Genomic DNA, 25,188 nt, shown 5'->3' on the forward strand with positions numbered 1-25,188 from the left:
CAGACCGAGGTGGAAGGATCTTGGACGAACGGGTGGCAGTCGTGCGGCAGCAGGCGCAGGTGGGCGCGGTCAGTGATCACGCCCGGCGGACGGGCGCGACCGAGAGCCCGTCCGGGGCGGGCCACACGCCGGTAGACGGCGGGTACGACGCGGAGCGGGCCGCCTTCCGGGCCAGCCCGGTCGCCATGGCGATCCTCGACGAGGACGACCGGCTCACCGAGGTCAACGCGGCCTTCTGCCGGCTCCTGGGACGGGACCCGGCGGACCTGCTCGGCCACGGGTGCCGGACGTTCACCCATCCCGACGATCTTGGCGTACGGCCGGACGCGCACGCGGCCGCCGACGACCCCGCCGTCGCGATCAGCTACGAGCAGCGGTTCGTGCGTCCGGACGGCGCGAGCGTGTCGTGCAAGATCACGCTGGTCCCGATCGAGGGGCCGCAGGGGCGGCGACACAAGCTGGCGCAGGTGGAGGATCTCACCGGCCGTCACCAGGACGCGGCCCGCGCCACCCGGCACAGCGAGATCCTGCTGGCCACGATCAACGTGCAGCGCGCCGTCACCGCGGCCGCCCATGACCGGGCGGAGGTGCTCGAGGTCGTCGCCGCACAGGCGGTAGAGGCGTTCCCGGTCGCCGACGGCGCGGTGGTGGAGCTCGTCGACCGCGACAGTCTCGACTACGTGGCCGCGGCCGGGACGCTGGTCGTGCACCTGGGCCTGCGGCTGCCCATCGAAGGCTCGCTGTCCGGGGTGGCCATGTCGCAGCGCTCCACGGTGCTGTGCCGCGACAGCGAGACCGACCCGCGGGTCAACCGGGAGGCCTGCCGCGCAGTGGGGCTGCGCTCGATGTGTGTCGCGCCGCTGTTCAGCGGTGACCGGCCGATCGGCGTACTGAAGATCTCCAGCGCCGAGGTGGACGCCTTCGACGACGGCGACGTCTACCAGCTGGAGCTCCTGGCCGGCAGCCTCAGCGCCGCGCTGCGCCACGCCGACGACTACGCGCGCAACGCCACCCTGCTCAGTGAGCGCACCGTCGCACTCAGCGCGCTGGAGGCCAGCGAGAGGCGGTTCCGGGTCGCCTTCGACAACTCGCCGCTCGGCATGGTGCTGACCAGCCTGCAACCCGACGACATGGGTACGTTTCTGCAGGCCAATCCCGCCATGGCGGCAATCACCGGCTATCCGGTCGAGCAGCTTGCCGGGATGCGGGTGTCCGACCTGCAACACCCCGACGATCTTGAGGTCACCATGCCTTTGCTGGCGCGCCTGGCCGCCGGGGAATCCGAGACGGCGACCCTGGAGGCCCGCTACCGCCACGCCGACGGCCACGATCTGTGGGTGCGCATCCGCACCGCCGTGGCCCACGACGAACGGATCCGCCCGCGCTACCTGGTGAGCCAGATCGAGGACATCACCGCCGCCCGCACCGCCCAGGCCCAGCTGCGCCGGCAGGCCCGCCTGCTCGAGCTGATCCCCGCCGCGGTCATCGTCCGCGACCTGGACGGCACTATCCGGTGGTGGAACGCCGGCGCCGAGGCCACGTACGGCTGGCCGGCCAGCGCCGCTACCGGCAAGATCACCCATCGGCTGTTGGCCACCGCGTTCCCCGACGGCGGCGGGGTGGCGGAACAGACCGACGCCCTGCGCCGGGATCGGGGGTGGGACGGCGAGCTCGAGCACCTCACCGCGGACGGCCGTACGATCACGGTCCTCAGCCGTCAGGTCGTGCAGGACGCCGTCGACGGCGTCAGCACCGTGCTGGAGATCAACACCGACATCACCGCGGTCCGCGACGCGCAACGCGCCATGCACCAGAGCGAACAGCGGTTCCGTGCCCAGTTCACCCACTCCGCGGTCGGGCAGGTCGTCCGCGCCCTCGACGGCACCCTGCTGGACGTCAACCCCGCCTTCGCCGCGATGCTCGGCCATACCGCGAGCGAGTTGATCGGCAGCCGGACCGACCTGCTGCTGCACCCCGACACCGCCGCCGACATGCGCCACAGGACCGCGGACCTGTTCGGCGGGGACCATGACGCCTACAGTCACGAGGGCCAGGTCCGCCACGCCGACGGCGGCTGGGTCGACGTCGAGGCCACAGTGTCCCTGGTCCGCGACACCGACGGCCGTCCGCTGCACCTGATCGGGGTGTTCGTCGACATCTCGGCCCGCAAGGCCGCGGAACACGCCCGCGACTCCGCCGCCACCGAACTCGCCTTCCGCAACACCGAACTCGAGGCGGCCAACCAGCTGAAACTCGACCTCATCGGCATGCTCGGCCACGAGATCGGTACGCCGTTGACCTCGATTCTCGGCTACGCCGAGGTCGCCGCCGAGGGTTGGAGCGACCTCGCCGACGATCGCAAACACCGACTCGTCGAGAGCGTCCACCGCAACGCCCGGCGGCTGGACATCATCGTCCGGGAGGTGCTTGCCCTTGTGACCGTCGAGGCCGGGCGTCTCACCGCCCACCCCCAGCGGGTCGACGTACGCGAGCACCTGCGGGCGGCGATCCTGCACGTACCCGGCGCCCAACAGCCCGACGTCGACTGCCCGGACGCGCTCACCGCGATGGTCCAGCCCGGCCACCTCGACCAGATCCTGGCGAATCTGCTCTCCAACGCCGACAAGTACGCCGGTGGCGCCACCCGGATCACCGCCCGGCGCCTCGACGACCAGGTCGAGATCCGGGTCGAGGACCGGGGCCCCGGCGTCCCGGATCGGTTCCGGCCCCACCTGTTCGACCGCTTCTCCCGCGCCGACTCCACCGCGGGCAGCGTCAAGGGCACCGGCCTCGGCCTCTACATTGTGCGCGAACTCGCCCGGGCCAACCGCGGCGACATCGAGTACGCGCCCGGCGCCGATGCCGGCTCGGTCTTCCTCGTGCGCCTGCCCGCCGACGGGTGAAGGCCGCCGGGCCCCGCCGCCCAGGCTCGCCTCGGACGCGCGGCCCGAACCACGTCACGCCGCCCAGCGGATAGCGGCCGCGCCCGCGAAACCGCGCTCATCGTGTGTTCGAGGTTCTTGGTCAGGTCGCCGAAGAGCCGCTCGACGTTCGCGCATGCCAGGTGGGTACGCGACCGCAGCCGGCGGTCGCCGTGCTCGAGCGCCCACGCGTGGATCCGATAGATCTACCGTGCGGCCGCCGGGATGTCGTCGGTCCGGATGAGCCGGTTGGCCCGGCAGAGACGGGCTCGCGCGTTGAGTGGCGCGTCGCCCAGTTCCTCGGCCTGCCGTTCGAGGTCGACCGCAGCGGTGAGGCCGGCCTCGACGTCGAGTAGGGCAGCCGACAGTTGCTCGGCGGTAGCGGCTCCAGGCGTCGGCGTAGGCGGTCGCCAACTCGTCGAGATCTCGGCGGGAAATCGGTTGAGCAAGAATTGACACCCGGGCCCCTGGGGGGTGTGGCTGAGCGCGATTTCACTATTTATTGCGCGGAATTCGAAGGCGATGTGTCTCGCGAGGCAGCCGATATGGCGTTCACCGACCGCCGGCACATGCCTGCAAGCATGACGTCAATTCTATCCTTGGCGTTGTCAACGCCTGGAACGCTGTGGACCTCGGGCGAACCTAGATCTTTGGTCGGCGGCCCGTCAGTCTGGCAAGCAACGGATAAAGTCCGATGATTAATTCCGGCGGTTCCGGGTACTCGCCGGGCGCCGGTAGGTTGAGTTCGCGCCCCGCGGGACCGAGCTTCGGCCGACGACCCGGCCGGAGTGAGGGTGCTGTTCGGTCAATTGCACAGAGGATGTTCATAGAGTTGTCGCGACGACGACGATCCGCGTCTCGGCTTCGGATGTTCCGGACGTCGCCGCCGCCGGCAGCCGGATCCGGCGTGGCACTGGGCCACGTGCCGTTGTCGTATGCGTTCGGCACCGGGTCCCCGCGGTGGCCGTCAATATCGTCACCGACCCCGGAAGACCGTGATGTCCGACAGGCGCCGCCGCCCGGAGGGGGTTTGCATGTGTTCTGCCGGGGTAGGCGGCCCCGTTCGCCATCGATCGCCCGAGGCTGTGGTGCACCGATGACGTGACGATCCACGAACCCGATCGGCGAGGAGCGGGCGATGACGGCAACGACGCCGAGCGCATTGGATCTCGCGGTGGAGATCAACCGTGTCACGGCGGGCACGGGCGTTTCGAGCTGTTCGCTGGACGAGCTGTGGGCGCCGATCAGCGTCGTCGTACCGTTCGAGGCCGCTTGGATGGGTGTCTTCGACACGGGGCAGAACAGGTACCAGACCTTGACCGCGGTCGGGCATGACGCGGTGAACCGCGCCTACCTCGAGTCGAGCGACTTCAATGAGCAGGTCGAGGCATTCGAGCTGTTCCGGCGGACCCGTCCGCTGTGCCTGCGCGACGTCCCGGTTCCGCCGGCGGAGATACCGTCCTGGGCTGAGCGCTGGTGGCCGGCCGGATACCGCGAGGGCATCGGCGTGCCGCTGGTCGCCCGGGACGGTCGGCGTCTGGGTGTCATGACGATGTTCACGGATTCTCCGGCGCGTCCCAGCGACGCGGCGCGCGACGTGATCGGCGTCATCGCCCCCATGATCTCGGCGGCAATCGACCCGATGACCACGATCGCGGGCTTGGCCGCGCTCGTCGGGGATGCCCGGGCCGGTGGCGTGGTCGGTCGTGATGGCACGGTGTGCCGACTGCCGGGAATGCCCGTGCATCCGCTACTCTTCCAGAATTCCCGGGTCGTCCGCACCGCTCTCGCAAAATTGACTCAGCGAAAGATTCACACGGCTTTTCTATGGCCGGACCCGTACGGGCGCGACGATTACGTTCGGATCACCGCGATCGCCTGTCCGCCGCAGGCACCCAACTACTTCATCGCGCTCATTCTGGTCTCTCCCCAAGGGGATCTACTCGGATTGACCCACCGGGAATTGGAGGTACTGGGGTTCATCATCGACGGCCGGACGAATCAGTCCATCGCCCACGCTCTCTTCATCACCGAACGCACGGTTGCCGCACATATGGAACACATTCGGGCGAAGCTCGACGCGCCCACCCGTACGGTAGCCGCGGTCCGATCTCTGCATCTGGCACTGTATCTTCCGCCCCAGCCGACCGACGTAGCCGAGTGACCCACGAAGGGCATTTCCGCCAATCGGAACGACGCCGGCCGGGTCCGGCGTCGTTCCGCCTATGTCTCGATCTGGCGGGGGGATGACTCGCTGCGGCTTTGGGTAGGCGACCTCCAGTACGCCGTCGTGCAGCGCGGCGTCCACCTTCTCGGAGGCAATGTCACCGGGCAGCATGACCGTGTACTCGAACCGTCTGACGCGCCGTGTCTGACGGCGCAGCTTCCCGGTGTGCTCCCGTTGCTCAACCTCGCCGCTGATCCGCACCTCGTTGTCGCGGAGCTTGATGGAGACTTCGTCCCGGCGGACGCCCGGCAGCGCCGTTGAGCTGGACACCTTTACGCGGCCGAGTATGCTTGGCAGGGACCTGGTCAAGACGTTCTTTAGCACGTCGCTGGGGTTTGGCTGCTGGGGTACCCGTCGTGCCGCACGCTTGGTGGCCCATTTCTTGGTGAAGGTGTCCACGTCCGGTAAGCGCGACTACCCCGATCCTTGCGTCCCACGTCAGCTCGCAGCACTTCACGTTGGATGTCCTCGTCGGTCTGATGGGCTAGTGCGATGGCAACGTCGGTTCCTCCCTCGGCTACGTACGGATGGGCCGGCTGTCGGCTGGAGACGGAAGCGTTGGGCTCACCCCCACGGCGGTAGACATCGCCCTTCCGGCCATCGACCGATTCACCTGGGAAGTCCGTCGGCATCGGACGATGCCCCGGGTGCACTCGTCAGGAGCGGTGATGACCGGCAACCCGGATATCGAGGACGCGGCGGACGAGCGCGACCGCGACCGGACGGTGATCGTGGTGGGACTGCTCGCGACCCCGCCCGACTACCCCGCGCGGGTCGCGCAGCGGCTCGCCGCCGAGCTCGCCGGCCTGCTGGAGGAGCGGGTGAACGACCACGTGCGGTGGGAGGTCCAGACCGGATGGGGCTCAGTCGCGCCGCACCGTGACGGGGGTGTCGAGGCACTACTCGCCGATGTGGCGCGTCGCCGCGAGCAGGAAGGCTGGGACGTGGCGATCTGCCTGACCGACCTGCCGCTGCAGGCGCAGCGCGTACCGATCGTGGTGCAGTCGTCGGCCGCCCGCCGCGTCGCCGTGGTCTCGCTGCCCGCGCTCGGCCTCGGCCAGCTGCGAGCGGTGCGCGCCGTCGTCCCCGGCATGGTGAAGCAGCTGCTCCACCGGCCCGGCACGGACCACGCGCCGGGCGACCCGGAGCCGCTGAAGCAGCTGGTGGACGTCATGGCGGCCATCCATCGCATCCTCGACGACAGCGACAACGGCGAGATCGGCCTGGTCGCCTCCCGCGTGCGGGGCGGACTGCGGCTGGTGATCGGCATGGTGCGGGCCAACCGGCCCGGCCGGGCACTGCTCGGGTTGTCGAAGCTTCTGGTGGTCGCGTTCGGCACCGCGGCCTTCGCGCTCACCAGCAACACCATCTGGCAAATGGGCGACGCGCTGAGCGCACTGCGCTTGACGGTGATCATGGTGTTCGGCATCGGGTCGCTTGTCGCCTGGCTCATCGTCGCGCACGACCTCTGGGAAAGACCCGGCCACGGTACGCCGCCAGAGCTGGCCCGGCTCTTCAACATCGGTACGGTGCTCACGCTGTGCCTGGCCACCGCGGTGTCCTACGTGGTGCTGTTCGCCGGGACGGTGGCCGCCGCATGGCTGCTGATCCGCCCGTCGGTGCTCGAGCAGTCGGTGCGGCCCCCGATCGGGCTCGCCGACTATTTGACGCTGGCCTGGATCGTCAGCTCACTGGCCACGGTCGGCGGCGCGATCGGTTCGGGGTTGGAGGACGAGGAGACCGTACGGGCTGCGGCGTACGGCTACCACCCCGATCCCGGCGGCTGGCTCGACGAGACAGGCGGGTCGGACAGGGAGGGCTCGGACCAGAGGGTGCAGACGGACGGGCCAGGGTTGCCGGAGGATCGGGGACTGCCGCAGGGACGCGGGCGGCCGGACGGGACCGGCCAGCCGGAGGGGAGGGAGCGGCCGTTCGACCGCTGATCGAGCTGCCGGAGCTTGTTCGGCACCGGTCTCAGCCTGCTCGTCGACGGGCTCGGCCACGACGAGTGCCGACCACGGCGCACCGGTTCCGGGCGGCGGCATTGGTAATGATGCCAATCGACGCCGACCGCTGGACGCGGTAATCCTGAGGGACCGGATACACCACGGTCCCTGGCGGTCACACGTCTGCAACGGACCGCGTTTTGCGCGTCCTCCACGAACATATTCGCAGCCGACAGGAGGGTCCGTCGTGGCTGAGGTCATACGCGACCAGGAGAGCGTCCCGCGGCGGACACGCCGGATGTGGCTGCGCATCTTCCTCGTCGGATTGGCGCTCTGGATGGCCACGGTGGTGGTCGTTTTCCTCACCGGCAACCTCAACCTGATCCCCACCCTGGTCCTGCTCGGCAGCTTCCTTGTGCCGGTGACCTTCGTCGCGTGGGCGTTCGAACGCCGGGGGACCGGCGAGCTGACCGCCGGTCTGGTGTTCTCGACTTTCCTCACCGGCGGCATGCTGGGTGTCCTGGGCGCATCGGTGCTCGAGGCGTACCTGCTGCACCCGTCGCCGTGGTTGTTCCTTGGCGTCGGGCTGATCGAGGAAGCGGTGAAACTCGTCGCGCTGATGGTGTTGACTCGTCACCTGCAGACCCGGTCGCTGCGTGACGGGATGATCCTCGGCGCGGCCGTCGGATTCGGCTTCGCCGCCTTCGAATCCGCCGGCTACGCCTTCACCGCCCTCTTCACCGTCGACGGCCTGTCGATCATCCAGCTCGTGCAGACTGAGCTGGTCCGGGGCCTGCTGGCGCCGGTGGGACACGGCCTCTGGACCGCCATCCTGGGCGGGATACTGTTCGCCACCTCGCGGCACGGCCGTCTGACCATTACCGGCAGGCTGATCCTGGCGTACCTGGGCGTGTCCATCCTGCACTGTCTGTGGGATTCGATGCACGGCATCGCGTTGTATCTGACCCTGCTGCTGACCGTGGGTGAGCGGCTGCGCCCGTCGCCGCAGGGCTGGCTCGTCGAACCCACCGCGGAGCAGGTCAATCTGTTCTCCATCATGGAATGGGCCGGCTTGGCGATCATCTCGGCTATCGGAATCTCCTGGCTGATCCTCCTGTGGCGCCAGTCGGCCCGACTGGACCGCGTCGCCCCGCCGGTCCCCGTCCCGCCGTCGCAGTACGGCACCGGATGGTGAGAGGTAGACCTCATGCCCGTCTTCGGAGTCGCCAGGTTCGAACTGATGGGCAAGGAGATGCTGAAGGAAGCCGAGGCCTGAGCCATGACCGTCTCCGACCCGCACGTCGTCATGATCCGACCGGTCGTCCCGCGAACCCCGGAAGGCTGCACCGAATGCCTGCGTCTGGGCTCGCCGTGGGTGCACCTGCGGCTGTGCCTGACCTGCGGGCATGTCGGCTGCTGCGACTCGTCACCGATGCGGCACGCGCGGGCGCACGCGCATACCGTGGGTCATCCGATAGTCCAGTCGTTCGAGCCCGGGGAGAACTGGCGCTGGTGCTACGTGGACGAGACGATGGTCTGACCCGAAACGGCACAAACGTTCGCCGCGGTGTTCGTCATGGACGAGCACCGCGGCGGACGTACGGTTCACGGGTTGATCGTGATCAGGTTCTCCACCTCGGTGACACCGGGTGCCGACCAGACGACACGCTCGGCCTCGCGGCGCTCCGCCCACGACCGTACCGTCCCGGTCAGGATCACCGTGCTGCCCTCAGTGGTGACCTGGATCCGCTCCGCGTCTGTCTCGGCCGTGCGTACCAGGGCGTCCTCGATCTTCTTCTTGAGCTCATCGGGCGACAGGCCGGTACGCGGCCGCACGGTGATGAGATTGCTGACCCCCTTGACGCCGGTGAGATTCCGGACCACCCGTTGCGCCTCCTGCCGCTCGTAGTCCCAAGCCACCTCGCCACGCAGGGTCACCCAGCCGCCGGACACCGAGACCTTCACCATGTCGTCGGGTACGAGCGAGTCCAACTCGAGCGCCCGCGCGACGGATTGGGCGAGGTCGACGTCGGTCTGCTCCTGGCCGGGCGCCAGGCGCACCTCGATGTTGTTGACGACGGCCTTGACCCCGCGGACACGAAGCGTCGCGCGTTCGGCGGCCCACTTCTTGCTGAATGTGTCCACCCAGCCGGTCAGCGTCGTCACCCCGCTCCGCACGGCCACGCCGATCTCGTTCGGCGCGACCTCGGCGTCCCACATCAGCTCGCGCAGCACCTCACGCTGGATGTCCTCATCGGTCTGGGTGGTTACTGTGCCCGCCATGCCGGTCCTCCAAGACCTCTCGTTCGCCAGCCGTGCCGGCCCGTTTCGACCCTCGGCCCGGACCGGATGGCTCCGGCTCGCCCGCGGCGGGGTAGAAGCGCGCCCGCGCGTCAGTAGAAGCCGGCGAGCGCGTCGCGGACCTGCCTCGGCGGCGGCCGGCACCTCGCCGCGCGGACCACCCGGCCCGTCTCCCTGCATCCTGCACCGGCACGCTCCTGCGGAGCTGCGGGAACTCGTCATGTTACTCGCGCCGATCCTGTCGTAGAGGTGGCCGTTGGCGGCGGCGCGCACGCCGTCGGACAGCGCATCACTGATCCGGCTCCCCTCGTCGAGCAGACGGCCGGCGAGACGGTCGTCTGGGCGCAATCGCCGGACGAGCGGGGTATCAACTGGCAGAATTGCCAATCGACACCCTTGGCGGCGGCTGGTGCTCTAGAGGCAGGGAACCGAGCCCGCGATCCCGCGTGTATCCCGAGTGACGCAACCCGCGGATACCTCAGTCCCACCCGCGATGTTGGAGGACAGTGTCATGCCCAAGGCAGTCGGCATCGATCTCGGCACCACGAACTCGGTGATCGCGACCGTGGAAGGCGGGCAGCCGACGGTCATCGCCAATGCGGAGGGTTCACGGACCACACCGTCGGTGGTGGGCTTCACCGAGCAGGGCGAGCGACTGGTCGGTCAGCTGGCCCGCCGTCAGGCGATCCTCAACCCCAAGGGCACCATCTACTCGGCGAAGCGTTTCATCGGACGCCGCTTCGACGAGGTGTCCAGCGAGCTGAACACGGTGACGTTCGACGTGGTTTCCGGCCCCGAGGGTGCGGTCCGGTTCAAGATCCGCGACAAGCTCTACGCGCCTGAGGAGATCTCCGCCCTGGTGCTGCGCAAGCTGGTCGAGGACGCGTCGAAGTTCCTGGGTGAGCGTGTCACCGAGGCCGTCATCACCGTGCCGGCCTACTTCAACGACGCGCAACGCCAGGCGACGAAAGACGCTGGGCGCATCGCCGGCCTCGAGGTGCTGCGGATCATCAACGAGCCGACGGCGGCGGCGCTGGCGTACGGCCTCGACAAGAAGGACCACGAGACAGTCCTGGTCTTCGACCTCGGTGGCGGCACCTTCGATGTGAGCATTCTGGACGTCGGTGACGGCGTGGTAGAGGTCCGCTCCACCGCCGGCGACACCCATCTGGGCGGCGACGACTTCGATCGCCGGCTCGTCGACCACATGGCTGACGAATTCCAGGGGACCGACGGCATCGACCTGCGCCGCGATCCGCAAGCCCTGCAGCGGCTCTTCGAGGCTGCCGAACACGCCAAGGTGGAGCTGTCGTCGGTCACCCAGACGACGATCAACCTGCCCTTCATCACGGCGGACGCCAACGGTCCCAAGCATCTCAACACGACGATCACCCGCGCGAAGTTCGAGGACCTCACCAACGATCTCATCGAGCGGTGCCTGGATCCGGTACAGCGCGCCATGTCCGACGCGAAGGTGACCGCGAACGACATCGACGAGATCATCCTCGTCGGCGGCTCGACCCGGATCCCGGCCGTGCAGAAGCTGGTCCGCCGGCTCACCGGCGGCAAGGACCCGAACATGACGGTCAACCCCGACGAGGTCGTCGCGCTCGGCGCCGCGTTGCAGGCCGCGATCATCAAGGGCGAGGTCAAGGATGTCCTGCTGCTCGACGTCACCCCGCTGTCGCTAGGCATCGAGACCATGGGCGGCGTGATGACGAAGGTCATCGACCGCAATACCACCATTCCTGCCCGGCGTACCGAGACCTTCAGCACCGCGGCCGACGACCAGCCCGCCGTGGACGTGGTGGTACTACAGGGCGAGCGAGAGAAGGCGGACGACAACCGGGTGCTCGGCCGGTTTCGGCTGGAGAACATCCGGCCCGCGCCACGTGGCGAGCCACAGATCGAGGTCACCTACGACATCGACGCCAACGGCATCCTCAACGTGTCCGCCAAGGACAAGGACACCGACGCCGAACAGCGCATCACCATCAGTGAGAGCTCGAACCTGGACAAGGGCGAGATCGACCGGATGGTTCAGGATGCCGAACGCCATCGTGGTGAGGACTCCCGGCTGCGCGAGATGATCGACGCTCGCAACGAGCTCGACTCGGCGGCGTACCAGACGGAACGACGGCTGAACGAACTGGGCGACACAGTGCCCGTGCACGAGAAAGGCCGCGCCGAGATGCTCGTCAACGACGCGCGCCAGGCGATCAAGGATGACGCGCCGCTCGACCGGCTACGCTCTCTGACCGCGGAACTGCAGCAGGTCTACCACAGCCTCGGTGCCGGTGCCGGCAGTGGCCCGGCGGCCGGTGGCGCGGCCGGCGGCTCGTCGGGCGGCCAGGATGCCGACGACGTCATCGACGCCGAATTCACGACCGGGTGACCGACGATGACCGATCAGGAACGGGAGCCGGCGCCGACCGGTGCGGCCGCACCGTCCGGCCCCCCGGAACCGGCCGCCGACGGTGCGGCCCCACAGCTCCGCGACGAGACCGCCGAACTGCGTGCCCAGGTGGCCCAGTCGGACGAACGCTACCGGCGGGCGTTGGCCGACTTCGACAACCTGCGTAAGCGGATGGCGCGGGACGCCCACCGGGAGCGCGAGGACGAGCGCGCCCGGGTGGCGGCGCGATGGCTGCCCGTCCTCGACAATCTGGAGCTCGCCCTGCAGCACGCCGCCGCCGATCCGTCGTCGATCGTGTCGGGGTTGGAGGCTGTCCGCCAGCAGGCGCTGGCCGTTCTCGCCGACCTCGGCTATCCGCTGCGCGACGACCTGAACGAGCCGTTCGACCCGAGCCGGCACGAGGCGGTGGCCGTGCTGCCGGCCAACGACGCCGCGCCGGGCACGATCCTGCAGGTCGTCCGGCCCGGTTATGGCACCGACGAGCACCCGCTGCGGCCCGCCGCGGTGGTCGTGGCGAAGGGTGCCTGAATGGCGCCGTCGCGTGACTTCTACGACACGCTAGGCGTCTCCAGAGACGTCAGCGCGGACGACCTGCAGCGGGCGTATCGCAAGCTGGCCCGGACCTATCACCCCGACGTCAACAAGGATCCGGGTGCGGAGGAGCGGTTCAAGGACATCTCCGAGGCGTACGACGTGCTCTCCGACCCGGATCAGCGGCGCCGGTACGACGCCTTCGGCCCGGACTTCCGCCAGGTGCCGCCGGACGTGGATCCGCAGACCTGGGCACGCGCGCGGGCGGGCGCGGGAGCCGGTGGCGGTCGCGCCCGAGGCGGCGGTGGACGCGCGCGTCGCGGCGGCGGTCCGGCCGAGGACGAGTACATCCGTTCCGGTGGCTTCCAGGACATCGACTTGGAGAGCATGTTCGGAGGCATGTTCGGCGGCCGCGGCGGCGGTGGCTTCGGCCCGATTCAGGGCGCGGACCAAGAGGCCGAGATCGAGCTGACGGTCGAGGAGGCGTACACCGGCGGCCGCCGGACCGTCACGCTGTCCGGCCCGGGCGGAAGCCGCACGCTGGACGTGACGATTCCGCCCGGGGTGGCCGACGGCCAGCGGATCCGGCTACGCGGCCAGGGCGGCCGCGGCGGCGACGGCGCCACGGACGGCGATCTCTACCTCGTGGTGCGGCTGGCACAACACCCGCGGTACCGGGTCAACGGACGGGACATCACCGTCACCCTGCCGCTGGCACCGTGGGAGGCCGCACTCGGCGCGTCCGTCGCGGTGGACACCCCCGGCGGCGAGGCGAAGGTCCGGATTCCCCCGGGTACGCCCAGCGGCCGGCGGCTGCGGCTCAAGGGACGGGGATTGCCCCACCCCCGCGGCCGGCCGGGTGACCTTTACGCCGAGGCCCGGATCATGGTCCCGCCCAAGCTGTCCGACGAGGAACGGCGGTTGTTCGAGCAACTCGCCGCGGTCTCCACCTTCGACCCGCGGAGGCAGCCATGACCTACCCCCTCACCCGGACACCGGGGCCCACGATCGGCCGGCTGAGCCTGACCACGTTCTGTCGTACCGGCGGTGTGCACCCGGAGATGGTCCAACGGCTCGTCGCGCTGGGCATCCTCGACCCCGAACGCGACGCCGCCGGAAACCTGTGGTTCGGCCGCGACCAACTGCTCGCTCTGGCCCGCGTCCGGCGCCTGCGCGCCAGCCTGGGCATCAACTACGCCGCCCTCGGCCTCGTGATCGAGCTCCTCGACCGCGTGGCCGACCTCGAGCGTGAACTTCGTGTCACGACCTCTCGACGCACCGGAGGCAGATCGTGGACCTGAACCGCCTGACCCAGAAATCGCAGGAGGCCCTGCACGACGCCCAGACCAAGGCGCTGCGGTTCGGCCACACCGAGATCGACGTCGAGCACCTGCTGATCGCCCTGATAGAGCAGCCCGAGGGGCTGGTGCCCAGGCTGCTCTCGGCGACCGGCGTCGACCCGGACAAACTACGGGAACAGGTGGAGGCGGAACTGGAGCGGCGTCCCCGGGTCAGTGGACCTGGCGCCGCACCCGGCCAGGTCTTCGTCACCCAGCGCCTGTCCCGGCTGTTCGACGCCGCCGAGCGCGAGGCGAAACGGCTCAAGGACGAGTACGTCTCCGTCGAGCACCTGGTGATCGCCATGCTTCAGGAGGGACGGGGCTCCACCGCCGGCCGGCTGCTCAGCGACGCGGGACTCACCCGTGACGGCTTCCTCCAGGAGCTGACGAAGATCCGGGGCAACCAGCGGGTGACCTCGGCGATGCCGGAGGTCGCCTACGAGGCGCTGGCCAAGTACGGCCGCGACCTGGTCGCCGACGCCGCCGCCGGCACCATGGACCCGGTCATCGGACGCGACGGCGAGATCCGCCGGGTGATCCAGATCCTGTCCCGCAAGTCGAAGAACAACCCGGTGCTCATCGGTGAACCGGGCGTCGGCAAGACCGCCATCGTGGAGGGCCTGGCCCAGCGGATCACCAACGGCGACGTGCCCGAGGGACTGCGGGACAAGGTGGTGTTCGCCCTCGACATGAGTTCCCTGGTGGCCGGCGCGAAGTACCGCGGCGAGTTCGAGGAACGGCTCAAGGCCGTGCTGTCCGAGGTGAAGGCCGCCGAGGGACGGATCCTGTTGTTCATCGACGAGCTGCACACGATCGTCGGCGCCGGCGGCGGCGCCGAGGGCGCAATGGACGCCGGCAACATGCTCAAGCCGATGCTCGCCCGCGGCGAACTGCACATGATCGGCGCGACGACGCTTGACGAGTACCGCAAGCACATCGAGAAAGACGCGGCGCTGGAGCGCCGCTTCCAGCCGGTGCTCGTCGAGGAGCCGACCGAGGAGGACGCCATCTCGATCCTGCGCGGACTGCGGGAACGGCTGGAAGTCTTCCACGGCGTGAAGATCCAGGACGCGGCTCTGGTCGCCGCGGTGGTCCTCAGCCGCCGGTACATCACCGACCGGTTCCTTCCGGACAAGGCCATCGACCTGGTCGACGAGGCGTGCGCGATGCTGCGGACGGAGATCGACTCGATGCCGGCCGAACTCGACGAGCTCACCCGGCGCCTGACCCGCCTGGAGATCGAGGAAGCAGCACTGTCCAAGGAGGAAGACTCCGCGAGCCTGGCCAGGCTCGACCAGCTCCGCAAGGAACTCGCCGACCTGCGCGCCGAAGTTGACGCGCTGCGCGCCCAGTGGGACGCCGAACGGCAGGCCCTGAGAAGGGTCCAGGAGCTGCGTCGGGAGATCGAACAGATCCGGCACGAGGCGGAACAGGCGGAACGCAACTACGACCTCAACCGGGCCGCCGAGTTGCGGCACGGCAAACTACCGGAGCTGGAACGCCGGCTACAGGCCGAGGAGCAGCGGCTCGCCGCGAAGCAGAGCGGCAAGCGGCTGCTCCGCGAGGTCGTCACCGAGGCCGAGATCGCCGGCATCGTCTCCCGGTGGACCGGAATCCCGGTCAGCCGGCTGACCGAGGGCGAACGCCAGAAGCTGCTGCGCCTGGACCAGATCCTGCACGAGCGGGTGGTCGGACAGGACGAAGCCGTTCAGCTGGTCACCGACGCGATCATCCGCGCCCGGTCCGGCATCAAGAACCCGCGCCGGCCGATCGGGTCATTCATCTTCCTCGGCCCCACCGGAGTCGGCAAGACCGAGCTGGCGCGCACGCTGGCCGCGGCATTGTTCGACTCCGAGGACAACATGGTCCGGATCGACATGAGCGAGTACCAGGAACGGCACACCGTGAGCCGGCTGGTCGGGGCGCCGCCCGGATACGTCGGCTACGAAGAGGGCGGGCAACTCACCGAGGCGGTCCGGCGCAAGCCGTACTCCGTGGTGCTCTTCGACGAGATCGAGAAGGCACACGCAGACGTGTTCAACACGCTGCTGCAAGTGCTCGACGACGGGCGTCTCACCGATGCGCAGGGCCGCACCGTCGACTTCCGCAACACCGTGATCATCATGACCTCGAACATCGGCTCCCAGTACCTGCTCGAGGGCATCTCCGACGCCGGCGAGATCAAGCCCGAGGGCCGCGAGCTGGTCATGGGCGAGCTGCGGCGGCACTTCCGCCCCGAGTTCCTCAACCGCGTCGACGACATCGTGCTGTTCAAGCCCCTCACCCAGCCGGAGATCGAGCGCATCGTCGACCTGATGTTCAACGAGCTGCGCGAGCGGCTGGCCGAGCGGCGGATGACGCTGGAGGTCACCGACGAGGCACAGAGGTTCATCGCCCGCCAGGGCTTCGATCCGGTGTACGGCGCCCGGCCGCTGCGCCGCTTCATCGCCCGCGAGGTGGAGACCCGCATCGGCCGGGCGCTGCTAGCCGGGGATGCCCGGGACGGCGCGATTATCAGGGTGGACCTGATCGACGGCGAGCTGACCGTCACCTACGAAAACCCGCCGGCGGAATGACGTGGACAGCAAGGTGATCGAGTGCCCGAACTGCGGGCGCAAGAACCGGGTCCCCGCGGCCGCCGAGGGCATCCCGCACTGCGGCAACTGCCACAAGCCGCTGCCCTGGATGGCCGAGGCCGGCGACGACGACTTCGGCGACGTGGCCGAGCGGGCCAACATCCTGGTCCTGGTGGACATGTGGGCGACCTGGTGCGGCCCGTGCCGGCAGGTCAGCCCCGCGCTGGAACAGGTGGCCCGCGACCTGGCCGGCAAGGTCAAGCTGGTCAAGGTCGACGTGGACAAGGCGCCTAAGCTGTCCGAGCGGTTCACGATCCAGGCCGTACCCACTTTGATCCTGATGCGCGACGGCAAGGTGGTGGCGCGCCGGGCCGGCGCCGCACCCGCGTCGGTCCTGCGCAGCTGGACCGACGAGGTCCTGCGGAGCGCAGCGTGAACCCGAACGAGGAGCGGCTCGCCGAGACACCGGATGTGGCCGGGGCCTACCCCCGCCTGTCCGACGAGCAGATCGAAATGCTGAGCCGGCGCGGCGGGAAGCGGCCGGTCCAGCGGGATGACGTGCTTGTCGCCGAGGGGCAGCGGGACCGCGACTTCCTCGTCGTGCTGTCCGGCAAGGTCGCCGTTGTCGAGGGGTACGGCACCCCGAAGGACCGGATGATCCGGGTACATGGCCCGCGCCGGTTTCTCGACGAACTCGGCCTGCTCACCGGCCAGCCGTCCTTCGTCTCGATGGTCGCGCAGGAACCGGGCGAGGTTCTCGCGGTGCCCCTGCACGAGCTGTACGAAGTGGTCCGCGAGGAGCCCGAGCTCGGAGACCTGATCCTGCGCAGTTTTCTAGCCCGCCGGGAACTGCTGATCGGCGGCATCACCGGCATCAAGATCGTCGGTTCGCGGTTCAGCCCGGACACCCGCCGCCTGTGCGAACTCGCCGCCCGCAACCGGGTTCCGCATACCTGGATCGACCTGGAGGAGGATCCGGGCGCCGAGGAGCTGTTGCGTCGGCTGGCCATCGGTGCAAAGGACACGCCGGTGGTGATCTGGCGGGACAGGGTGCTGCGCAACCCCTCGAACGCGGAACTGGCCCGGGTCGCCGGCATGCGGCGCTCCTGCCAGGACGAGGCCAGGTGCGACGTCGTCGTGGTCGGCGCGGGGCCGGCCGGCCTCGCCGCCGCCGTGTACGGGGCTTCCGAAGGACTCTCGACGGTCGTCCTCGACGCGGTGGCCACCGGCGGGCAGGCCGGTACCTCCTCTCGGATCGAGAACTACCTGGGTTTCCCGGCCGGCATCTCGGGCGCCGACCTGGCCGACCGCGCCGTGGTGCAGGCGAAGAAGTTCGGCGCCGACCTCAACGTTCCGGCCGAGGCGGTACGCCTCGAATGGGCCGACAGCGACCAGATCGTGCACCTCGACGACGGGGCGCAGTTGCGGAGCCGGACGGTGGTGATCGCCACCGGCGCGCGGTACCGGAGACTCGACGTGCCGCGCCTCGCGGAGTTCGAGGGCACCAGCGTGTACTACGCCGCCACGTTCATGGAGGCGGTCTTCTGCGACCGGCAGCCGGTGTCCGTTGTCGGCGGCGGCAACTCGGCCGGACAGGCCACGGTTTTCCTCGCCCAGCACGCCGCGCAGGTACGGCTGATCATCCGGCACGACGACCTGAACCGCGATATGTCTCGGTACCTGGTCGACCAGATCGAGCGACTGCCCAACGTCGAAGTGCTGCACCACACGGAGGTCGCCGAGCTGATCGGCGACGACGGCCGGCTGCAGGCGCTCGGCGTGCGCGACACCGGGACCGGTGAGCGGCAGGAGGTCCCGACGACGGTGTTGTTTCCCTTCATCGGGGCGCAGCCGTGCACCGGCTGGCTGGCGTCCAGTGTCGCCCTGGACGACCGCGGTTACGTCCTGACCGGAGCGCAGGCGCGCACCGACGCACCGCAGCCGGTGATGCTCGAGACCAGCCGCCCCGGCGTCCTCGCAGTGGGTGACGTCCGCAGCGGCTCGATCAAACGGGTCGCCTCCGCGGTCGGCGAGGGGTCCATGGCCGTTCGTCTGATCCATGACCACCTAGCCAGGTTCGGAGATGCTGCCGATCGGCAGCGGTCTCGCACATGACGGCCGGTAGGAAGCCATCGTGCCCGGTCGACATCCCGCTGAGTGACGCCGTCGCCGTGGTGCCGTGACCAGACAAGGGCGCCACACGCCGCACCAACGACCGCTAGTATCCCCGCTGCAGGTCCCGCCCCGGAGTCGCCGTCGACGTTCAGAGCCGTCGCCGCGACGACCAAGGCGAGCCAACCGACCAAGCCCAACAGCACTGCCGGCACCGCCACGGAGCGCGGCCGCCGCGGCGGCGCCAAAGCCAGGGCCAGCACTGATCCGAGACCCCCGCCCGCTGACAGGCACGACACCACCTGACGCTCCGACGGCCAGCCCTCGCATCTTCACCACGTCCCGCTCGCTCCGGTAAATCGCGGCCACTCGCGTCAGGAATCCGGCAGGTCCACAGTGCAAGCACACGACGGCCGGCCCGCGGCTATCACCGGCTGCGAGACTTCGACCCGCGGGCTGCGAGGCCGGACGCGCACTCGAGCCGTGTGCGCGTCGGCCGTCACCGTCCACTGACATTTGCAAGCACCCCCGAACTAGAACTTCCGAACATTGATCCGATCCCGCCAGCTACGCCACCTGGCTCTACGGTGGCAGCACTGACCGCAAGGGCCCCGTGCCTCGCCAACTCCTACGACTCGGCGTCCCCCGGCAGGGCAAGCGGATGCGGTTCGCCGGTCAGTGCCGTCAGGGCGGTTGCCACCTCTTCGAGGGTGGCTTTGACGTAGCGGGCGGTGGTGCCGGCGTCGTTGGGTGTTTCGGCGTGTCCGGCGTAGGCGAGGGCGACGCCGTAGCCGTAGACGCGTTCGACCCAGGTGAGCGTGGTGTGGCGTAGCCAGTGCGCGGAGACCTGCTGGGTGGCCACCCAGGGCAGAGTCCTCCCCAGCCGTTGCCATAGGTAGTCGTATCGGCGGCGGGTTACCGGTTTGGTGTTCGCGTAGCGCAGTAACTGCCCGTCGCCGGGCGCACGGCGTTCGGTGGCGTGCCTCACCAGGTATTGCATCAGGGTGGGGGAGACGGGCTGCCAACGGAACGTGCCGCCCTTCTCCCTCAGCATGATCAGGCACTGCTCGACGTCCAGGTCCATCGGCCGTAACGCGAGCGCACCGCCCGTCTCGATATGCAGCCGCACGATGAGAGCGTCCAGCTCCGGGTCGTTGCCGGTGGTCGAGGCAGCCTCGACCAGTTCGGCGATCCGGGCGTCGGTCAGCGCGCTGCGGGTACTGGACAGCCGGGCCGGTTTGGCGACCTTCGCCGCGGGGTTCGCCGCCTCGGTGATGATGCCGTCCGCGACGGCCCGCTTGTACAGGCATCGCAACGCCGCAATCTGATGCTCGCTCGCGCTGCGCCCGCCCCTACTGTTGCGGCGCTGCAAGGCATTCGCCTGGGTCTCGCGGGCCGGAGCCTCGATCTCGGTCGGGGTGATCTCGTCCAGCCGCCGATCGCCCTACCTGGCGACGGCCTTGCTCCAGTAGGTGCCGTACATCCGCCGTGAACCCGGCGGTACCGCGGCGGCCACGACCGGCACGTACTCGGCGAACGTTGGTACCGGCCTACGTGTGCCACCGGCCGCCTGTAGGAGGGTCGACCGCGCTGATGCCCATCTGGGCGAGCATCACCCGTGCGGCGTCAAGAACTTCAGGACGAGTCGGGGACGCGGTCACTAGTGCACCCTCTTCCGTGCGGGTCCTTGGACAGGGCTTGTGGTAGGAACTAGGCGGAAGCCGGGGTGACGGCCTAATGTGGTCGCCCCTCGTGGGCCTCGATGACACTGCCGCCCCCGGCTTCCCCGGAACCGCTGATCGATGACAGAGGGACGCGCCGTAGAGCGCCGGTTAGTGACCACTCGACTGTCGGTTCCTTCGCCTCCGCCTGGCCCCTGCCTCGTGCTGCGAGTAGGAAGGCGACAGGGTTGTCGCTGGAAGATGGATCGCTGTTCTTCGTCGGGATCGACTGGGCCAGCACGGAGCACGCCGTGTGCGTGCTGGACCGGGCCGGGCGTAAGGTCGCGGCGTTCACCGTCGAGCACACCGCTGCTGGGTTCGCCCGGCTGGACAAGCTCGGTGACACCGAGTCGACGCCGGTCGCGATCGAGCGTCCGGACGGGCGCCTGGTGGACGCCCTGCTGGAAGCCGGGCACCCGGTGATGCCGGTCAAGCCGAACGCGATCAAGACCTGGCGTGAGGCCGAGGTGCTCTCCGGCGCCAAGTCCGACCCCGGCGACGCACACGTGATCGCCGACTACCTGCGAGTACGCATCCACCGGCTCCGTCCCGCGGTCCCGTACTCCGGCCCCACCAAGGCACTGCGGGCGGTGACACGGACCCGAGGCGACCTGGTGGACGCCCGGGTAGCCGCGGTCAACCAGCTCGCCGCACTGCTGGACACGCACTGGCCCGGCGCCAAGACGATCTTCGCCAGCCTGTCCTCGGCGATCGCGCTGGCCTTCCTCACGAAGTACCCGACCGCCGCGTCGGCGGCCTCGCTGACCGAGACACGGCTCGCCGCGTTCTGCGCCAAGCAGGGCTACTCCGGCAAGAAACCCGCCGCGGTCCTGTTGGCCCGCCTGCGCTCGGCGCCGGCGGGCACGACCGATCCTGATCTGTGCGAGGGCGTACGCGCGGCAGTACTGGCCCAGGTTGGTGTGATCAGCGCCCTCAACGCTGGGATCAAGAACCTCGACCGCACCATCGCTGAGAAGATGGACACCCACCCCGACGGGAAGATCTTCCGGTCCTTCCCCCGCGCCGGCACCGTCAACGCCGCCCAGATACTGGCCGAATGGGGCGACGCCCGCGCCGCGTTCGACCACCCTGACGCCATCGCCGCGCTGGCCGGGATAACCCCGGTCACCAAGGCATCCGGCAAACAACGAGGCGTGTCGTTCCGCTGGGCCTGCAACAAACGGCTCCGTCAGGCGATTACCACCTTCGCCGACAACAGCCGCCACGCCAGCCCCTGGGCCGCCGACATCTACAACCGGGCACGCGCCAGCGGCAAGGACCACCCCCACGCCACCCGCATCCTCGCCCGAGCATGGGTCCGCATCATCTGGCGCTGCTGGCAGAACAACACCACCTACAACACGGCCCTGCAGGGCGGCAACCAACACCACACCGAACAGCAGCTCGCGGCCTGATTTAACGGGCGCGATTGGCGTGTCGCGTACGCGTAGGTGCGGCGCTCAGCTCCGCCTGGCTCTTGAGCAGCACGAAGAACGTCGAAGTGGGGCCTGCATCGGTCGGTGCGGGTACGGCTGCCATGGCGGGCGCTCCCGCTGGAGGGGCCGTAGGGACTGAAGGCCATAAGTTCCGCCGATCTACCTTTTTTCATGAGAGGAACGACTTACTGTTCAGCGCCCGCGAGGACAGCGGTCTGCTGAACGACCAGCTCATGGCGGAAGCCGCACGAGAGGTCGGTCGGAATGGTAAAAATGTGGCAGTTGCCGGTGTTCTCAATAACTGGAGGTACCCATGCGCGCGCGTTCTGCGCTCGGGGTCGGGTTGGCCGTCGCCGTGGTGGTTTGGGCACCTGCAGCGGGGTATGCGGCCGGCGACAGCCACGATCTGGGCGGCATCAGTTCGACCACACGGGCGGACGCGGTGGCGGCCATGCACGGCGAGGCTTATGCCTACGCGGTATACCGCGCCTACGCGGCGGAGGCGGCGGACGCCGGCCTGGAGGCGGTGGCCAAGCTCTTCCGGGATACCGCGCGTCAGGAGCGGTACGAGCATTTCGCCGAGCTGGCGCGGCTCACCGACCTGGTGGGCAGCGACGTGGACAACCTGACCGACGCTATCGCCGGGGAGCGTTACGAGGCGACCGTGATGTACCCCGCATTCGCCCGGCAGGCACGGCGGGACGGTTGTACCGCGGCGGCGGAGTTGTTCACCGAAATCAGCGGCGACGAGAAACGCCATGCGCAGTGGTTCGCGGCCGCCCGCGACGCGCTCATGAACCCGGACGCCGACCAGCGGTTCCCGGTCGGGGACCGGGTGCCGGCCGGTCCGATCCCCGCCGGGCTGCCGCGCTGCACCGGCCAGACGCTGGCCAACCTCGATCGTGCGGTGCACGGCGAGGCGTTCGCCAGCCTGAAGTACGCGCTGTACGCCGGGCATGCCCGGTTGGCCGGCCAGCCGCGTTTGGCCCGGCTCTTCACGGCCGCGGGTAGCCAGGAGCGCAACGAGCATTTCGCGGAGGAGGCGGCCCTCGCCGGATTGGTGCGGTCCACGGAGGCGAACCTGCGCACGGCTGTAGCGGGCGAGCGGGAAGAAGCGACGATCACCTACCCCGCATACCGCGACCGGGCGGCGCGGCACGGTGATACGGGCGCCGCACGTCTGTTCGACGAACTCGCCCACGACGAGGCGAGGCACGCCAGCCGGTTCGATGATCAGTACGGGTCTTCTCGCGGCCGTCATGCCAGGTAAGGGCTTCACCGTCCGGTGTTGGCGCTACCGCGAATCGTGAATTCGTCCTGCGAACGCCGCGATTCACCGCGGCGGCGCCACGCGACGTCCGGCGGGCCCGACTACGGCAGGCGCCCACCCCTATCTGAGGCGGGTAAACAGCGCTTTCGCGAGGCGGGGCGCTCACCGGCCGCGGCCCTGCCGGCAGGCGTACGGGACCATCGGCCCTGCCGGCAGGCGTGTGGTCGGCGGATGCTGTCCCTAGCGGCCGCCGGTCCGGATCGGAGCGACGCACGGGAAGCACGGAGGTGACGTCATGACGAGTGTCGCCGGAGCCGCCGTGGTTGTCGGCGTGGACGGGTCGTCGCACAGTATGGTCGCGGTCGAGATGGCCGCCGCCGAGGCTGCACTCCGGCATCGCCCGCTGCGGATCGTCCACGTGCTGGTCTGGCCGAAACTGCCCGTGCCGCGGCCACCCGGAGTCACCGAGACCTCGCCGGAGGCGTCGCGCGATCAGGCCTATGGCTATCTGACCGAGGCCGCTGGGTTCGCCGACAAGGTAGCGACCGATGTTCCCGTGAGCACGAAATTGGTGACCGGCCGGCCGGCGGCGGTCCTGGCGGACGAGAGCCGGCGCGCGGATCTGCTGGTGGTGGGCGAACGGGGGATGGGTGGCCTGCTCTTCGGTTCCGTGGCGACCGAGTTGGCCTCGCACGCTGCCTGCCCGGTGCTCATCGTGCACGGTGAGCCGCGTACCACTGGCCCGGTGGTGGTAGGTGTCGACGGATCCGCGCAGTCCACCGGGGTTCTCGACTTCGCCCTGCAGGAGGCATCGCTGCGCGGTAGCCCGCTGGTGGCCCTGCACGCGTGGACTGGACACGACTCGACGGAGCTGGACCTCGACCTGGCGGCGAAGCGCGAGTGCCGGTCCGGTGACGCGCGGGAGAGGCGTGTGCTGGCGGAGGCACTGTCGGGCGCCGGCGGCCGGTATCCCGATGTTCCGATCCGCCGCCAGGTCCTGCGCGGCGGCGCGGGGCCATTGCTCGGCGAGTGGTCACATACCGCGCAGTTGGTCGTCGTCGGCGATCGCTGCCACGGCGGACTCACCGGGCTCGCGCTCGGCTCGGTCAGCCAGCACCTCATCTTCCACGCCGCATGCCCCACGGTCGTGGTCCGGGCGCGCCCACCCGCGTACTGAGTCCCAGGCGTCGGTCGTGACCGTTCTCGTCTTGTAGGAATGGGCACTCGCCGGGCTGCCCCTGGTGCTGCTGATCCGCCAAGTGGTGCGCGTTCGGCGGAAGCGCCAGGTCTCCGAGGCCCGGCCCAACCTCGACCCGTGTCCGGGACCGGCGACCGGACGGCCCCGCCGGCCTGACCGTGTTACAACGGGTCGCTCCATGACCAGAGGAGGAGGTCGTGTCGGTTCCTTCCGAACGGCTCCCGATCCGACCGGTCGCGGCCGAGGTTACGGAGGGCCTCGGCCAGTTCGACGGTCAGCCCCACAGCGGGCGGCCGATGGCCGCGTCCTGCCGATCCGGCAAGGCCGGTCCGCGCGTCCCGGCGGGCACGCTGTTCTCCATCGCGGGCCGCCCAGGTCAATTCGCCGTTCTTCGCCCTGTGCAGGCAGTGCAGCGTCGTCAGCGGTGCATGAGTTGACCTGCGCCGAGGTCGGGGCGTGCGCCGGACCCGCCGGGCCGTGGCGCCATCAGGCCGCGGACCAGGATGAGGGGCGCGCAGCTGTGATGCAGCATCGTCTGGGCGGTCGAGCCGAGCAGGCCGCCGTAGGGCTGTTGGCCGCGGGCGCCGATGATCACGAGACCGGCCCGCTCCGACTCGGCGACCAGCACCGCCGCCGGGTCGCCGGGTGGCACCCGGGTCCGAGCCGCGATGCGGTATTTGTCCTCCCGCGCGTCGACGAGGTCCGCGAGTTGCCGGAGTTGATCGTCGTTCTTGTCCTCTGCCTCGGTGGCCGATGTACCGGCCCTGACGACGACAAGATCGGCGCCGCTGCGGGCGGCGGTGTCGAAGGCGAAGTCCAGGGCACGTTCGGAGGCTGGGGATCCGTTGACGCCGACCACGATGGAGCCCTCGGACCGGTGCTGCGCCCGGGCGACCAGCACCGAACAGGAGGCGCGGGCGGCGATGTGCACCGCGCTGGTGTGCGTCGGAAGGCTGACGTGGGAGGACAGCCCGCCGTCGCCGATAGCGAGCAAGGCGGCGGTGTGTGCCTGCCGCAGTAGCGTCGGGCTGGGTGCACCCTCCAGGAGTCGGGCGCTGATCGCGAGGCGGGGTGAGACGTCCTGGGCCGCGGTCACCGCATGCTGGAGCAGGTCTTTGCCGGCGATGCCGGGGTCGGCATCGCCGTGTGCCGGGCTGGGTGGCGTCCAGTTGAAGGTATGCACCACCTGCAGA

Annotated in this window: 19 protein-coding genes and 1 pseudogene; 16 read left to right on the plus strand and 4 right to left on the minus strand. The window is 69.4% G+C overall.

The window, feature by feature from the left end; all coding sequences use genetic code 11:
• Positions 1-20: 20 nt before the first annotated feature.
• From AB0B58_RS22995 to AB0B58_RS23005, 3 genes are all read left to right on the plus strand, one after another.
• Entirely contained in the window at positions 21-2,903 is a 2,883-nt protein-coding gene (locus AB0B58_RS22995; protein WP_360226928.1) for a PAS domain S-box protein, read from the plus strand.
• 104 nt (positions 2,904-3,007) lie between these two features.
• The gene (locus AB0B58_RS23000) at positions 3,008-3,277 is read left to right on the plus strand and encodes a hypothetical protein (protein ID WP_360226931.1); all 270 of its coding nucleotides are present in this window, start codon (positions 3,008-3,010) and stop codon (positions 3,275-3,277) included.
• Positions 3,278-4,059: 782 nt separating this feature from the next.
• On the plus strand, positions 4,060-5,085 hold the full coding sequence (locus AB0B58_RS23005; RefSeq protein ID WP_360226934.1) for a LuxR C-terminal-related transcriptional regulator: 1,026 nt from the start codon (positions 4,060-4,062) through the stop codon (positions 5,083-5,085).
• A 72-nt stretch (positions 5,086-5,157) separates the two neighbouring features.
• Here the strand turns inward: AB0B58_RS23005 and AB0B58_RS23010 are convergent.
• Positions 5,158-5,547, minus strand: a pseudogene (locus AB0B58_RS23010) (Hsp20/alpha crystallin family protein); the annotation flags it as partial.
• A gap of 269 nt (positions 5,548-5,816) precedes the next feature.
• Between AB0B58_RS23010 and AB0B58_RS23015 the strand changes: the two are divergent.
• The 3 genes from AB0B58_RS23015 to AB0B58_RS23025 all read left to right on the plus strand — a co-directional run bounded on the left by AB0B58_RS23015 (position 5,817) and on the right by AB0B58_RS23025 (position 8,634).
• On the plus strand, positions 5,817-7,091 hold the full coding sequence (locus tag AB0B58_RS23015; protein WP_360226937.1) for a hypothetical protein: 1,275 nt from the start codon (positions 5,817-5,819) through the stop codon (positions 7,089-7,091).
• A gap of 301 nt (positions 7,092-7,392) precedes the next feature.
• Positions 7,393-8,289, plus strand: a complete 897-nt coding sequence (locus AB0B58_RS23020; RefSeq protein ID WP_360226940.1) for a PrsW family glutamic-type intramembrane protease — start codon at positions 7,393-7,395, stop codon at positions 8,287-8,289.
• Positions 8,290-8,373: 84 nt separating this feature from the next.
• Positions 8,374-8,634, plus strand: coding sequence for a UBP-type zinc finger domain-containing protein (locus AB0B58_RS23025; RefSeq protein ID WP_360226943.1), 261 nt, complete (start codon positions 8,374-8,376; stop codon positions 8,632-8,634).
• A gap of 65 nt (positions 8,635-8,699) precedes the next feature.
• Here AB0B58_RS23025 and AB0B58_RS23030 read toward each other — a convergent pair whose 3' ends face one another.
• Complete coding sequence (locus tag AB0B58_RS23030) at positions 8,700-9,377, minus strand: BON domain-containing protein (protein ID WP_360226946.1); 678 nt, start codon at positions 9,375-9,377, stop codon at positions 8,700-8,702.
• 529 nt (positions 9,378-9,906) lie between these two features.
• Between AB0B58_RS23030 and dnaK the strand changes: the two genes are divergently transcribed.
• The 7 genes from dnaK to AB0B58_RS23065 are packed head-to-tail and all read left to right on the plus strand — an operon-like array spanning position 9,907 to position 18,373.
• Positions 9,907-11,790, plus strand: a complete 1,884-nt coding sequence (dnaK, locus tag AB0B58_RS23035) for a molecular chaperone DnaK (protein WP_360226949.1) — start codon at positions 9,907-9,909, stop codon at positions 11,788-11,790.
• A 6-nt stretch (positions 11,791-11,796) separates the two neighbouring features.
• A complete protein-coding gene (locus AB0B58_RS23040; protein ID WP_360226952.1) occupies positions 11,797-12,339 on the plus strand; it encodes a nucleotide exchange factor GrpE in 543 nt (180 codons plus the stop codon).
• On the plus strand, positions 12,340-13,317 hold the full coding sequence (locus tag AB0B58_RS23045) for a DnaJ C-terminal domain-containing protein (RefSeq protein ID WP_360226955.1): 978 nt from the start codon (positions 12,340-12,342) through the stop codon (positions 13,315-13,317).
• Positions 13,314-13,643 (plus strand): chaperone modulator CbpM, encoded by a 330-nt coding sequence (locus AB0B58_RS23050; RefSeq protein ID WP_360226958.1) that lies wholly within the window; start codon positions 13,314-13,316, stop codon positions 13,641-13,643. The genes AB0B58_RS23045 and AB0B58_RS23050 overlap by 4 nt, the downstream gene beginning before the upstream one ends.
• On the plus strand, positions 13,634-16,258 hold the full coding sequence (clpB, locus tag AB0B58_RS23055; RefSeq protein ID WP_360226961.1) for an ATP-dependent chaperone ClpB: 2,625 nt from the start codon (positions 13,634-13,636) through the stop codon (positions 16,256-16,258). The genes AB0B58_RS23050 and clpB overlap by 10 nt, the downstream gene beginning before the upstream one ends.
• Before the next feature lies 1 nt (position 16,259).
• Complete coding sequence (trxA, locus tag AB0B58_RS23060) at positions 16,260-16,694, plus strand: thioredoxin (RefSeq protein ID WP_360226964.1); 435 nt, start codon at positions 16,260-16,262, stop codon at positions 16,692-16,694.
• Positions 16,691-18,373: an FAD-dependent oxidoreductase gene (locus AB0B58_RS23065; protein WP_360226967.1), complete on the plus strand. Its 1,683-nt coding sequence runs from the start codon at positions 16,691-16,693 to the stop codon at positions 18,371-18,373. The genes trxA and AB0B58_RS23065 overlap by 4 nt, the downstream gene beginning before the upstream one ends.
• 625 nt (positions 18,374-18,998) lie before the next feature.
• On the opposite strand, the gene AB0B58_RS23070 is transcribed toward AB0B58_RS23065, so the two are convergent.
• Entirely contained in the window at positions 18,999-19,685 is a 687-nt protein-coding gene (locus AB0B58_RS23070) for a site-specific integrase (RefSeq protein WP_360226970.1), read from the minus strand.
• 594 nt (positions 19,686-20,279) lie between these two features.
• Between AB0B58_RS23070 and AB0B58_RS23075 the strand changes: the two genes are divergently transcribed.
• The 3 genes from AB0B58_RS23075 (at position 20,280) to AB0B58_RS23085 (ending at position 23,974) form a co-directional block, all read left to right on the plus strand.
• Entirely contained in the window at positions 20,280-21,506 is a 1,227-nt protein-coding gene (locus tag AB0B58_RS23075; RefSeq protein ID WP_360226973.1) for an IS110 family transposase, read from the plus strand.
• A gap of 334 nt (positions 21,507-21,840) precedes the next feature.
• The gene (locus tag AB0B58_RS23080) at positions 21,841-22,797 is read left to right on the plus strand and encodes a ferritin family protein (protein WP_360226976.1); all 957 of its coding nucleotides are present in this window, start codon (positions 21,841-21,843) and stop codon (positions 22,795-22,797) included.
• 295 nt (positions 22,798-23,092) lie between these two features.
• A complete protein-coding gene (locus AB0B58_RS23085) occupies positions 23,093-23,974 on the plus strand; it encodes a universal stress protein (protein WP_360226979.1) in 882 nt (293 codons plus the stop codon).
• A 439-nt stretch (positions 23,975-24,413) separates the two neighbouring features.
• On the opposite strand, the gene AB0B58_RS23090 is transcribed toward AB0B58_RS23085, so the two are convergent.
• Positions 24,414-25,181 (minus strand): universal stress protein, encoded by a 768-nt coding sequence (locus tag AB0B58_RS23090; protein ID WP_360226982.1) that lies wholly within the window; start codon positions 25,179-25,181, stop codon positions 24,414-24,416.
• Positions 25,182-25,188 lie beyond the last annotated feature (7 nt).

It is taken from the genome of Actinoplanes sp. NPDC049118 (assembly GCF_040648555.1).
Classification (GTDB): domain Bacteria; phylum Actinomycetota; class Actinomycetes; order Mycobacteriales; family Micromonosporaceae; genus Actinoplanes.